The organism is Acetobacter papayae (assembly GCF_047721125.1).
GTDB lineage: Bacteria > Pseudomonadota > Alphaproteobacteria > Acetobacterales > Acetobacteraceae > Acetobacter > Acetobacter papayae.
Genome location: NZ_JBDNWF010000052.1, coordinates 1 through 13,018, shown reverse-complemented (window position 1 = coordinate 13,018; position 13,018 = coordinate 1). Strand labels below are relative to the sequence as shown.

Annotated in this window: 9 protein-coding genes; 4 read left to right on the top strand and 5 right to left on the bottom strand. The window is 54.9% G+C overall.

The annotated features are described in order from the left end of the window. The first annotated feature begins 1,182 nt into the window (after window positions 1-1,182). A complete protein-coding gene (locus ABF757_RS11670) occupies window positions 1,183-3,330 on the top strand; it encodes a sensor domain-containing protein (RefSeq protein ID WP_415482497.1) in 2,148 nt (715 codons plus the stop codon). Window positions 3,331-3,410: 80 nt separating this feature from the next. Then, window positions 3,411-4,982 (top strand): methyl-accepting chemotaxis protein, encoded by a 1,572-nt coding sequence (locus ABF757_RS11665; protein ID WP_415482496.1) that lies wholly within the window; start codon window positions 3,411-3,413, stop codon window positions 4,980-4,982. A gap of 130 nt (window positions 4,983-5,112) precedes the next feature. On the opposite strand, the gene ABF757_RS11660 is transcribed toward ABF757_RS11665, so the two are convergent. Further along, complete coding sequence (locus ABF757_RS11660) at window positions 5,113-6,045, bottom strand: hypothetical protein (RefSeq protein WP_415482495.1); 933 nt, start codon at window positions 6,043-6,045, stop codon at window positions 5,113-5,115. A gap of 339 nt (window positions 6,046-6,384) precedes the next feature. Here ABF757_RS11660 and ABF757_RS11655 point away from each other — a divergent pair, with 339 nt between their 5' ends. Beyond that, on the top strand, window positions 6,385-7,590 hold the full coding sequence (locus tag ABF757_RS11655; protein WP_415482494.1) for a glycosyltransferase family 4 protein: 1,206 nt from the start codon (window positions 6,385-6,387) through the stop codon (window positions 7,588-7,590). Then, window positions 7,587-8,750, top strand: a complete 1,164-nt coding sequence (locus tag ABF757_RS11650; protein ID WP_415482493.1) for a glycosyltransferase — start codon at window positions 7,587-7,589, stop codon at window positions 8,748-8,750. Before ABF757_RS11655 ends, ABF757_RS11650 begins: the two co-directional genes overlap by 4 nt. Before the next feature lie 46 nt (window positions 8,751-8,796). Here the strand turns inward: ABF757_RS11650 and ABF757_RS11645 are convergent, their stop codons facing one another. From ABF757_RS11645 to ABF757_RS11630, 4 genes are all read right to left on the bottom strand, one after another. Next, the gene (locus tag ABF757_RS11645) at window positions 8,797-9,957 is read right to left on the bottom strand and encodes an LptF/LptG family permease (RefSeq protein ID WP_415482492.1); all 1,161 of its coding nucleotides are present in this window, start codon (window positions 9,955-9,957) and stop codon (window positions 8,797-8,799) included. A gap of 7 nt (window positions 9,958-9,964) precedes the next feature. Next, window positions 9,965-11,170, bottom strand: coding sequence for an LptF/LptG family permease (locus ABF757_RS11640; protein WP_025861575.1), 1,206 nt, complete (start codon window positions 11,168-11,170; stop codon window positions 9,965-9,967). After that, window positions 11,167-11,883 carry an LPS export ABC transporter ATP-binding protein gene (lptB, locus tag ABF757_RS11635; protein ID WP_025861576.1) on the bottom strand — a complete coding sequence of 239 codons (717 nt, stop codon included), beginning with the start codon at window positions 11,881-11,883 and terminating at the stop codon, window positions 11,167-11,169. The genes ABF757_RS11640 and lptB overlap by 4 nt, the downstream gene beginning before the upstream one ends. A gap of 2 nt (window positions 11,884-11,885) precedes the next feature. Further along, on the bottom strand, window positions 11,886-13,018 hold a 1,133-nt coding region (locus ABF757_RS11630), incomplete at its 5' end, for a glycosyltransferase family 4 protein (protein ID WP_415482490.1).

Genomic DNA, 13,018 nt, shown 5'->3' with positions numbered 1-13,018 from the left:
CCACCACCGCGGGGTGGAGCAGCCCGGTAGCTCGTCAGGCTCATAACCTGAAGGCTAGAAACATAATTGTATCAATATGTTTCAAATGAAACTTTCCTTAGAAATAAATTCCCATATTTTTGCACAGCAGTAAATATCGCAGGTTAATACCTGTGGGATAACCTTATATATCGGTGTTCTGCTAGTAGTTGCGATAGGCTATAACTGCTTATTTTGTCTCCACTGTGAGGGGCAAGATATTTTTTATCTTCATGCTCTCTGGCAATGAAGCCTGCAAAGGCTAAGTGATTTTCCGCTTCTTGCGGTGGCGTTATAGTTTCTGGCGTGACTATGACGGTTAGGAATTAACGGTAGATAGCTCCAGAAGTCATAATGAAAATATTTGAATTTCTGTAATTCAAATATTTAATAGGCATGTAAGTCTATGAAATTAAATCATAATACATACTCTGCCACTATGTGACGTTAGTTGCAAAAGTTGTAACTTTTGCCATTTTCCAAACCTCCTATTATTTATTTACCACAAATACATCATAATTTTTCTATTACTTTCACTATTTTTTAGTTTCTTTGTCTTTTGCATCATATATTTTATGCAGATGCTTTAATGATTTTACACAAAAATTACGCCTTTTGAGGCAACGGGAATTTGTAAAAGACGGTTTTCTGGCGCTGAAGCTTTATATGCCAAAAAACAAGATTTGGATTTCTTGAAGACTGTCTTCGAAAATACGTTGAAGCAGGTGCTTTCAGAGCATGGATCGCTTGGCTGCTTATCCTCATAGGCCATCTCCGCTTCGTGGTGCTTCCAGAGGGGAAGTGCGTCGATACTGATGTTTGTGGATCACGGAATGAGGTCAGTGGAATCACTCTTGGTAAGGGGTGAAAGACCTAAATATTTTTGTTCTGAAAGCATCCGTTGGATCAAAACTATTTTGGAAGCCGGGCCTCTGGTAGAGGGTGGCATTTTTTAAGTGTCTGTATTTCTTCATAACGATATGTAAACAATGAGGGTGTGTACTGTAAAAGTGCTAAGAATCCTTGTGGCTCACTGATTTCAGTTGTGAAGATTTTGTTAAAAACGTTAAGTAATAGTTTTTAATTCAAAATAGATCGTATAGAGGACATGTTGTGTCTGTTATGAAATATTCAAATTCCAACGCGGTAGATTTGTATTTTTCAATGCTTCGGCAAGCAGCTGATGGCGTTGTTATTATTGATGATCATAACAAGATTATATTTTTCAACACGGCAGCGGAAAATTTGTGGGGCTATTCGGCAGATCAGGTGCTTGGTCAGAATGTAAACTGTCTTGTTCCTTGGGAACACAAGGCTCAGCATGATGGTTACATTGAGCGGAATAAGCAGACTGGTGTTAATCGTATTGTAGGCACGTCTCGAGAGGTGGTGTTTACACGGAGCAATGGTGATTACGTTGCGGCGGAAATGTCGATTTCCACCGCTGTTCTGGAGCCAGGGCGCCGACGTTACTACATGGCCTTCCTGAAAGGGGTAACGGAAGAAAGTCACCGAAGGAAGCTGTTGGACCTGCAAAGTGATGTTTTCTCCCAGCTTGCCAGTGCCGCAACGGAGCAGGATATCGCGGATATGCTGTGTGCTGCGGTAGAAGCGCTGGTGCCAAACAGTATCGTAACACTGCTGCAGGTCACATCGGGGAGAAACCTAGAAATTCTCTCTGGCGAGGGGCTCCCCCGGCGCAAGATTTCGATGCTGATGCGAACTACCCTGACAGATGGCGACATAGACGCCCTGACCCATACCCCGGAAGAGGCCAAGAGCATTGTATGGAAAGGCGGGCAGGCACCCATGCAGGATGCCGAATTACAGGATTGCTGGGCCTCAGCAGTCTGTAATGCACATGGTGAACTAATCGGTATTTTTGCTCTTTATTCCCGTAATCGGGATAAGATGGCGAACTGGCCACAAAAAATTGTTTCAGGCTGCCTGCCATCCTGTGCCGCCATTATTGAACGCGGCAAAACATCAGAACGGCTTAACCGGCTCGATCGTTACGACACTTTGACTGGATTGCTGAACCGAAGCTCAATCTCTGTCATTCTACGAAAAATGACGGAAGAGCGACCACAAGCACCGTTTGCTCTGCTGGTTCTGGATGTCGACCTGTTTCAGGATATCAATAACCTGATGGGGTATGATCAGGGCGATATTCTGCTGCAGAATATGGCGCAGCGGCTGCAGGAGCAGTGTCGCAGTAATTTTGTGATCGGCCGTCTTGGTGGCGATGATTTCGTTGTTATTATTCCTGACGCCAATCGGGCTTTGGCCAGCGCTTTTGCGGAAAGCCTGGCCATGACCATACAGGGGCCGGTTCTTGTCAAGGAGCATGAACTGTTTCTGGGGTTCAGTATCGGGATCAGCCTGTATCCAGAACACGGAAGCGATGTGGAACAGCTTCTGGCCCATGCAGAAGCCGCCATGCGAGAGGCTAAAAAGACCGCGCGTGGTGGCTTTCTCTTACAGAGCGATATGGAAAGCGATGATATTCGCTCAAGAGTTATCATTGGGTCCGCCTTGCGGAGTGCTATTCAGAACGCGGAACTGGAACTGCATTACCAGCCACAGATCAGTTGCACGACTGGTCAAATCTGTGGTGCTGAAGCGCTGGCACGCTGGAGCAACCCTGCACTGGGTAGCATTTCCCCTGCTGTTTTTATTGGAATTGCGGAGCAGACAGGACAGATAGAAAGCATTGACAGATGGTCGCTCGAAAAAGCCTGCTGGCAGCTGGCCGAGTGGGATAGGCAGGGTGTCAGGCTTCCTGTTGTCAGCGTCAATATTTCAGCAGCCCATTTGCGCTCATCAGACCTCCCTTTTTATATTGAAGGGCTTCTGAAGCGACATGCTATCGCGGCGGAACGGATAACGATCGAGATTACGGAAGGTGTCATGATTCAGCAGAACGCTGAAATCATGAATACGCTTAATGCCATCAGAAAAATTGGTGTTGGTCTTTCTCTCGATGATTTTGGAACCGGGTTTTCCTCTCTGTCCCGATTGGCGCTGTTGCCCCTGACCGAAATCAAGATTGACCGTAGCTTTGTCATGCAACTCGACCGGGAGGTGAGTGCGCTTATTATTACCGATGCGGCTATTAATATCGGCAAAAGACTGGGTGTTAATGTCGTGACGGAAGGCGTGGAAGAACACGCACAGCAGGCTCTGCTCTCCCAGATGGGATGCGATATCATGCAGGGGTATTTGTTCTCAAAACCGATGTCCCCTTCGGATTTTTTCGAGTGGATGAAATCGCATTTACCATTCTGGAAAACGACAGCACCCGGCCCGTAGAGGTTGGACCAGAGGCAGAACCCATCCCCGGCGGTTATTTCTCGAAATTCTCATGTGACGGGCACAGTGACGGAGTAGACATGAACGCGATCAGCTACCCTCTGCAGGGCAAGAAGAACGACAATGAATTTTCCGGGCTGAAAAGCCGTCAGGCTTTCATGGATCTGACCGATGCTGATTGTACGTCGATCAGGTCCATAAAGGAAATTATTGATCGGGAACTGCCTAAAGCACTCGATGGTTTTTGCGAACAGGTGCGCAAGACTGACGAGACACGGGCTTTTTTCTCATCTGAAAATCATATTGCCCATGCGAAAGCGGACCAGCAGGAACACTGGAAGAGCATTTCATCCGCAAGGTTTGATCAGGCCTATGCCGCCAAGGTTAATGCCATTGGCACCGTGCATGCCAAAATCGGGCTGGAGCCACGGTGGTATATCGGTGGCTATGCTGTTGTCATGGACCATCTCATCCATGCCATTATCAAGGACATGCTTTTGAAAACAGGATTGTTTTCGAAGGGTAAGGAAATGGTTGCCCAGTCTTTGGGGGATGTTCTGGGTAGTCTGGTCAAAGCCGTGTTTCTGGAAATGGATCTGACCATTTCCGTGTATCTGGATGAAGCGGAGAAAGCACGCCAGAAAGCGCGGGATGAAGCAATCCAGAAAGAGCAGCGGTTTGTTTGCAGCCGGTTCGGCACGGTTATCAAGGATATTGCCGAGCGCAATCTGTCCAGTGGCATGAAGGATGCACTGCCGGATGCCTATATTCCGTTGCGTGACGACCTGAATGCCGCGATTACCTCCCTGCGTGAAACGCTGAAAGTCGCGATAGAAACAACCGGCATCATTGATATTTCGGCTAGTGAAATCAGTAGTGCCGTGCAGGATATGGAAAAACGGACGGAGCGGCAGGCCTCTTCCGTTGAAAAAACCGCAGCGGCGATTGAAGAAATTACGGCCACGGTTACGTCTACGGCTGACCGCGTTTCAGATGCCAATACGTTTATCAAGAACTGTCAGGCCATTACCGAACAGTTTGGGATAATGACCAGAAAGGCAACCGAGGTCATGGGAGAAATTGCCCGGTCTTCGGCGGCTATCAGTGACATTACACAGGTGATGGAATCCATTGCCTCGCAAACCAATCTGTTGGCGCTTAACGCTGCGGTGGAAGCCGCGCGTGCGGGCGATGCAGGTAAGGGCTTTACAGTTCTGGCGCAGGAAATTCGTGGGCTGGCCGGGCGTGCGGGAGAAGCTTCGAAAGAGGTGCGAACCCTTGTCAGCACATCGCGCGAGCAGGTGACGACCGGTGTGACTATCATGGAAGAGGCTGGGAGTGCGATCGATACCATTATTGGTAGCGTGTCGGAAATCAGCGATCATCTGAAAGCGATTGCCACCGCGACGAAAGAACAGGCCTCCGCTTTGCAGGATGTCAATAATGCGGTTGCGACCATTGATCAGGGCACACGCCAGAATGCCGCGATGGTTGAGCAGACATCTGCTGCCAGCACTAACATGGCCGGGCAGGCCAGCCAGTTGCGTGGTTTCCTGTCGGCGTTCCGGCTGGAGGATTTTCAGGCCTCTGCCCAGAAACAGGAACCGGCCCGCAAGCGCGATGGCGTGCTTGCGCTACAGGGTGGGGCGTAACATTTGGGCGTTGTTGGATACCCTTCCTGCGGTCAGTCAGGGTAAGACGGGCAAGGCGCGTTCCTTGCCCAGTGGCATGAGGGTTTTTGGGCGCCTTGGCTTTGTTGAACGCTGGGGCAGGGGGAGAAGCTTAGCCCTCGTTTTTTTTCTTACCCAGACGGGTCTGCCAGATATATTCCACCAGCCATGGCAGACCGATCAGCAGGTAATCCAGTATCTGTTGCAGGCTGGTCATGATCATGAGCACAGTTGCCAGCCCAGCCTGCGGTACATTTAGAACCTTGGCAGCACTGATCCCCAGCCAGACAAAAACAAGATCTTTGGATGGAAGAAAGGGAATGCGCGTTATGAAAAGGCGCAGAGCAACAATTTCAAATGACAGATAGAATGAATAGAGAGAAGACGCGCAAAAAATGATCAGCATATCCAGCGTGAGAGCAGATGCTGAGCGGAAAAGATGAATAAAGAAAACACCGGCTAGTTGTTGTTTTGAAAAGCTACCCTCTTTTCTGCCAGAGTTAAGGAAGAAAAGAGCCGGGATAACAGGCAGAAGAATAACCAGAATTGTCGCCAGCTTCATATTCTGGGCAATAATACCGCTAATGGCGGGTGAAGACAGCAGCAGGTAAAGTGCGACAGCCAGAAAAACAACAAACCCCGCAACGCCGGACAGCAGGGCAGAGTCCTTGACGGCATGGAAGAGCTGCGAACGCGTGACCGCCCGATTTTTGGTCATCCAGTTATAGAGGTAGGTCTCTCCTGAATATTCCAGCACATTGGTATTCAGGACCCGCTTGCGGAACAGAATGACGAGAGGGACCGAGTTTTCCGCACCGAGAAGCAGCCTGAAGATCATTTTTTCTGTCAGGGGCAGAAGAAAGAAAGCCGGGATCTGGAGTGCGTAAAAAACCGGGTTGGTCGGAAGGGCATGGATAAGGGCGTGCCAGCCGATTTTCTTAAGTTTTAAGCCAATAAGCGTGATGAATATCAGCGGAAATACATAGAGAAATATTTGCTTGATGACCTGGAAAATTCTGGTCGCGGTAGGGCTGTTCAGGATCATGGTGTTTTCTCCTGAAAATGGGTCAGTCTGTCAACGCGGAATAAGGATTGGAAAAGACTGTAATAAAATTTGACAGGTTGAAGTTGTTATATTTGGGCATACTGCGCGGCATGCAGTCTGCGGGTTGTGGATTGATTTAAAAGCATTTCAGGGAGGATGCTCAGGGTACTAAGTTATTGATCCGTCAAAGAGACAAAAACAATTTTATATTCCTCAGGATGCGGTTTTGTGCCACAAGCGGCAAACCTGAAAATGATGAATTTCTGTTAGGGAGCTTGAACAGACGTTAATATGCAGGTCGCATCGTATAATGTGGATGTCGAGGGTAGAAGTGGTATCTTGAAGGCGTCCAAAACGTCGAAGGCGTTTACCTTTGCTGGTGAGCCCGGCCTTCTGCCGAACGGACGGCGGATGCGCGTGGCTATCGTCGCCAGTTCCTACAATTACATCCGCGATGGTGTTGCCCTGACGTTGAATCGTCTGGTGGAGCATTTGGAAAAAGCGGGCGTGGAGGTTCGTGTCTTCACGCCGGTTAACAAGAAGAAACAAGCTTTCCAGCACCATGGGCAGATTGTGCCCGTGCCGTCCATCCCTTTGCCGGGCAGGTCTGATTACCGGCTGGCCTTTAGCCTGCCGCAGGCGGAAATCGAGGCTTTCAAGCCCGATATTATTCATGTGGCGCTGGCACCGGACTGGCTGGGTTACTCTACCCTGCGCATGGCCCGCAGGCTTGGTGTGCCGCTCGTGGCCTCGTACCATACCTGCTACGAAAAATACCTTGAGTATTACGGGGTGGCCAATCTTTTCACGCGGCTGCTGAAAAACTACCTCAGCTCGTATTATGCCACCTGCAAGGAAGTTTACGTCCCTACGCAGTCCATGATTGATGAACTCCGTCAGGGCGGGCAGCACGATAACTTTATCCTGTGGCAGCGCGGCGTTGATGCTGATCTGTTCAGCCCGGCCCAGCGTTCGCAGGCGTGGCGTGAGTCACTCGGTATCGGGCCGGATGAAGTGGTTGTGCTGTTTGTCTCACGTCTGGTGCGCGAGAAGCAGTTGGCAACACTGGCTGGCGTGTTTACCCGGCTCAAGGCGCAGGGCGTGCCGTTCCGCAGCCTCGTGGTGGGGGATGGCCCCGAGCGGCAGATGCTCGAGCAGGCCTGCCCGGATACTATCTTTACCGGCACATTGCAGGGCGAGGAATTGGCCCGGGCTTATGCTTCGGGCGATATTTTCGTTTTCCCCAGTGATACGGAAACATTCGGCAATGTGACGCTGGAGGCCATGGCTGCGGGCCTGCCTTGTGTCTGCGCCAGTGCGCCCGGTAGCCAGTCGCTGGTGGTAGATGGCGAAACCGGCTTTCTGGCCACGCCGCGTGATGCCGATAGCTTCACCACCTATGTAAAGCGCCTGCTGGAAGACCCGGAACTGCGGCATCGCATGGGGCTGGCGGCGCGTGAGCGGAGTCTGAGCTTTTCATGGTCTGTGCCCATGGAAATGCTGCTGAACCGTTACCGCAAGCTGGTTGACGGAACCAAGGCGTGAAAATTGCCGATGTTTCGGAGTTTTACGCCCCGCAGGGCGGGGGTGTAAAAACCTACGTAGAGGCCAAGTTCCGCGCAGCGGAAAGGCTGGGCCATACGCTGGTGGTGATCGCACCCGGCCCTGAAGACAGGGTGGAGCCAAGGCCCGGCGGGCGTATTGTCTGGGTTAAAAGCCCCGCCATGCCCGCAGACCCGCGTTACCGTATGTTCTGGAAGGCCGAGCCGGTCTGGCGTGTGCTGGATCAGGAAAACCCCGATATGCTGGAGGGGTCATCCCCTTGGCGGGGCGGCTGGCTTGCCGGGCAGTGGCAGGGTAAGGCACCCCGCGCCTTGTTCATGCATGCGGACCCGGTTGCGGTATACCCACAGACCCTGCTGGGCGGTTTTTTGTCCGAGAAAACCATTGATGGTTTTTTTGGTTGGTTCTGGCGCTATCTGCGCCGGCTTGATGCTTCCTATGACTGCTGTGTGGTGGCGGGCCAGTGGCTGGCCGACCGTTTTGCCCGGCAGGGACTGGAGCGGATCGAGGTTGTGCCGTTTGGCATCCGGGGCGGGGAATTCAGTCCTGACCTGCGTGATGAGTCCCTGCGCACGTCCATGCTGGCGGCCTGTGGGCTGGATAGTAGCGCCACCCTGCTGGTGACGGTGGGGCGGCATCACCCGGAAAAACGTGTCCCTATGCTGATGCGTGCCCTGAGCATGGTGCCAAAGGGCCAGCCTGTTGGCCTGTATGTCATTGGTGATGGCTTGCAGCATGCCAAAGTGCGCAAGCTGGCGGTGGGCCTGCCCCATGTCCATATTGCTGGTGCGGAAACAGACCGTGTCAGGCTTGCCCGTATGATGGCCAGTGCCGATGCGCTGTTCCATGGTTCTACGGCGGAAACCTTCGGGTTTGTGGTGGCAGAGGCTTTGTGTTCCGGTACACCGCTGATTGTGCCAGCTGCTGGTGGCGCGGGCGATCTTGCCCGTCCGGCCTATGCCGAAACCTACAAGCCGGGCGATGCGCAGGATGCCGCGCGGGCCATTGTACGTTTTGCGGCACGTGACCGTAAGGCCCTGTCAGCCGCCGCGTATGAGGCCGGTTTGCAGGTGGGCGACATCGACAGGCATTTCGACAGGCTTTTTGCCCTGTATCAGAAACTGGTGGACCAGAAGCGCTAGCTCTGGCCCATTGGCTTTAACAACAAGGCAAAGCAGCGCGGCAATATCAGGCCGCGCGTTCCGTTTTCCATAATGTATAGGCGGCAACAGCCAGCGCAGTACAGGGCACGAAGCCGCCTGCAAGCCATGCTGGGATAACGGCTGTCTGCCCCAGCAGCACGCATACGCGTGTCGTGGCATGCGCGCCATATCCCCATGCCAGAACGCGGCCCGCCCTGCTGGCAGTTACGGTATAGGGAATAAGCGCCGCACTCAGCACATAAGCTAGCAGGGCCATGGCGCCGGGCAGCACAAAGGCGGCGTAAAGCGAGGCCAGCCGTGTTTTGTAAGGGGCTGCGTCATACCCTTCGCCCCCATGGCGGGCAAGAGTGCGCAACGTGTGAATGGGGAGATACTGTACCTCGATCCCGTATACGCTCAGCCATTGCGGAAAAATGCCAAGGTCGCGGGTGATTTCCGCATCAGGCACCGGCGTGACCTGCGTGGGGGAGAAGGCATCACCCTTCCATGTGCTGGGCTTGAGCAGGTGCCACTGGTCAGATGCGGCATCATACCGCGCGATCGGCGCCATATCGATTTCCACAAGCTGGAAATTGCTATCGAAGCGATAGAAGCTCAGATCATGCAGGATTGCGGGCGGCCCGTAGGCGATACGGGTTGAGATAAGCCCCTTGCGACTTTCAATCCAGATTGTGCCGCTGGTCTGGCTACGGTCAAGGCGCTGGGCATCGCGGCCGATGTGCTCGCGCATCTGCTCGGTTATGGCCGCAGGCCCAAGGCAGCCATCCAGAACGAAGGTGGCAGGGCCAACCAGCAGCCCCAGCAGCAGCACAGGGCAGAGGCTTTTGAGCGGCGAGCGCCCCGCATTGGATACGAACAGCCGCTCACCCGAACGGGTATGGGCCATTTCCGTCAGCCAGACAGCCAGAAAGGTCGTGAACGGCATGAGCGGGGCCATAAGCCCCGGTATACGCAGCAGGCAGAACACCAGCAGGTTGCGTGCGGCCCCGTGCCCGCCTGCGTTCATGACCGCGTTCATCTGTGGCCACAGGTCTATGGTCAGGGCAACAGATAGCAGCACGCTGGCGATAATGGCGACGTTACGCAGATACGCCACAAGGATAAAGCGGGTGAACAGGCCGAATGGCGCCAGACGGAAGCGCTTGCGCGGCGTATCGGACAAGGGGGGAGCAGAAGGAGTGGTCATGATGCGCTCACGCCCGGAAGAGTTGTGGCAGCAGCAGGCGGCTGCTGGTGGCGCGGAGCTGTAGTAGCAGCAGACCGCTTATCAGCGCGGTGCAGCCCAGCATGGCGGCGGTGGAAACCCATACGCCATGGGGGATGACAAACCCCATGAACCATTGGGTGACAACATTGCAGCTCATGAGCAAAAGACAGCCCGCAGGAAGGGGCAGGGCGCTGTTGCGCTGGGTTGTCTGGCTGAGTGCGACAAGTGCCACCAGTGGTGCCAGCAGGCAGAGCAGCGCGCGGGCAAGGCGCTCCATAGCGAGGCGGGTTGCTGCAGGGCGCTCGATTTTCTTGATATTGGGAAAATACAGTTCCGGTAGCGTCAGTTCCGCGCCATCGGCATCGCGGGGGGCAAAGGGTATGATGTCGTCCAGCGACAGGGCCTTGTAAACCTTGTCTGCCGTGACATTGTCCTGTGCATCGTCACAGCAGGGGGTTTCTGCCCCGGATGTGTCGGTAATGGTGAAGATACGCGAAAGCATCTGGCTCAGATTGACGGCCAGCAGCTTCTCGGGGGCAAAACCCGTGGCGTGCAGCCCTTCAGCCTGAATGATGCGGAAATGCGTTTTGTCCACAGGTTCATGAATGAACAGGGCTTCATGCCCGGTAGGGGTAGGCTGTGTGTGGTCGGCCGCAACACGGCTTGGAATATAGAGCGTGCGCTTTTGTGAGAGAAAAAGCTGGCTCTGGGGCGAAGGGGTGATCAGGTAGTGATAGGTCGCGTTGAACAGAACAAGCCGCTGGCTGTAAAGGGCGGCGGGATTGATCAGACCAGATGAGGTGATAGAGCAGATCAGAGCTACCACGGTAACCAGGCCAAGCGGCTTCATACATGAAAACGGGCTCTGGCCACTGGCGCATAGCACCAGTAGTTCGCGGCTTTCGCGCATGGTCAGCACGGTGCGATAGACCGCCACCGTCAGCACCAGCGGCAGGGCGAGGTCGAGAATCTGCGGGGCGCTGAGCAGGAAAATCAGCCCCGTATCCAGCACCGATACATGGTTGTGAATGACATCACGGAAAATCATGGGAACGCGCTCAGCCAGAAAAATGGCTTCGATCACGCCCATGGCCATGGCTGCCTGTAGCAGCACCGAGCGCAGGAACTGGCGTACATACAGGGTTTTGAGCCAGTTTCTGAAACGGGTCAGGCGGGAGGCAGCGTGAGTCACAGCGTGTTTCCCTCGCCCAGATAAACACGGCGCACGTCGGGGTCTCGCGAGAGTGTGGTCGGGTCGCCCTCGGCCAGAACCCGGCCGGATTCCACAACATAGGCACGGTCCACCAGCCGCAGAATATCCATGGCGCTGTGGTCGGTAATGAGTACGGACAGGCCCTTATCCGTCAGATGGCGCAGCAGGCCCGTAACCGTGCCGGTATTGAGCGGGTCTACCCCGGCGAAAGGTTCATCAAACAGGGCAATGACGGGGTCGCACGCCATGCAGACCGCAATTTCGCACCGGCGTCTCTGCCCGCCCGAGAGCAGTGCCGTGCGGCGATGGCGTACGGTCTCAAGGCTGAATTCTTCCAGCAACGCATCGCGTTTTGCCGCCCGCTCCTTGCGCGAGGCCGGGCGGGTTTCCAGCACCAGATCGAGCGTTTTCTGCACGGAGAGCGTGCGCGGCAGAAAAGAGGTTTGCGGCAGGTAAGCCAGACCATACTGCGCGCGCAGGTGAAACGGCATGCGCGTGACATCCACACCATTGAGTGTGACCGTACCCGCATCGGGCTGGAGGATACCCGTCAGCAGGCGGAAGGTGGTGGATTTGCCCGCACCGTTGGGGCCAAGCAGGCCGACAATTTCACCATGCCCGACATGCAGGCTGATGTTCTTGATGATTCGCTTGCCGTTGACGGTTTTTTCAATGTCCTGCACGCGCAGCATGGTCAGCCAGCCTGTTCACGCGCGCGGGCGGGTACGAGGGTTGCATAGGCATCGGCATAGTGCTGGCACATGGTCTCGATCGAGCATGATTGCTCAATAAAGGCCCGGGCCTGCGCGCCCATGGTGTGTGCCATGGCGGGTGAGCGGCTGGCCTCGCGCATGGCGGCTACCAGTCCGTTTTCGCTCTGTGGCGGGGCCAACCAGCCTGTAATGCCCGGCTGTACGATTTCCGGTACGCCGCCGCTTGCAAAGGCCACAACCGGGCGGCCCATGGCCATGGCTTCAAGAATGGTCAGGCCCAGCGGTTCATCGCGTGAGGCGCTGACACTGGCATGCACCTGTGCGGTGGCTGTTCTGGGGTCGGGCAGATAGCCAAGGAAGCGCACCCGCTCCGTTATACCCAGCGTGCGTGCGAGTTGTTCCAGTGCCGGGCGCTGGCTGCCATCACCGGTTACGACCAGATGGCAGTCCGGCAGGTGCGCCATGGCGCGAATGACCAGATCAACCTGCTTCCAGGCTTCAAGCCGACAGGTAATGCCAAAGGTGAAAGGGCTGTCAGGCGGGAAAGGAGCAGGGGTAAAATAATGCTGATCCACGCCATTACGGGCAACACGCAGGCGCGGCACCATGGAGGGGGCGTGCTTGGCCACAAAGCGGCGTACATAATCGCTCACGCATACAACCATATCGGTATTGCGCAGCGCCCAACGGCGGAACAGCGCGCAGCTTGGGTCGGTATAATGGTGCAGCCCGTGCTCGGTTCGCAGAACCGGCACACCACATAGCTTGGCCGCCCGCACACCGGGAATATGCGAGGCATAGGTGTGCACATGCACAAGATCGGCCTGCTCGGCCCGGATGGCGCGGGCAATCCAGCGCATATCAACAGGGCCGAAGGAGCGCCACAGATAGGCCAGCGGGTGCAGCGCGGAGGGGCCGTGATCGTGTATCCGCAGCCCGGCATCGCGGAACAGCGCACGCAGCCGTGGGTTAGGGGTGAACAGGGCAAGGGCGTGGGTGGCCCCGGTCTGCTCCGGGCGGGTCGCAAGGTCGATCAGCAGCCGTTCGGCCCCGCCGATATCGCCTGCCACCACCACATGCAGCACCCGCACGGGGCGGGTGCTGCATGTGGTGG

Coding starts and splice junctions, on each gene's coding strand:
- ABF757_RS11670 (WP_415482497.1), top strand. CDS start 1,183: ATGCTTCGGCAAGCAGCTGATGGCGTTGTTATTATTGATGATCATAAC.
- ABF757_RS11665 (WP_415482496.1), top strand. CDS start 3,411: ATGAACGCGATCAGCTACCCTCTGCAGGGCAAGAAGAACGACAATGAA.
- ABF757_RS11660 (WP_415482495.1), bottom strand. CDS start 6,045: ATGATCCTGAACAGCCCTACCGCGACCAGAATTTTCCAGGTCATCAAG.
- ABF757_RS11645 (WP_415482492.1), bottom strand. CDS start 9,957: ATGACCACTCCTTCTGCTCCCCCCTTGTCCGATACGCCGCGCAAGCGC.
- lptB (WP_025861576.1), bottom strand. CDS start 11,883: ATGCTGCGCGTGCAGGACATTGAAAAAACCGTCAACGGCAAGCGAATC.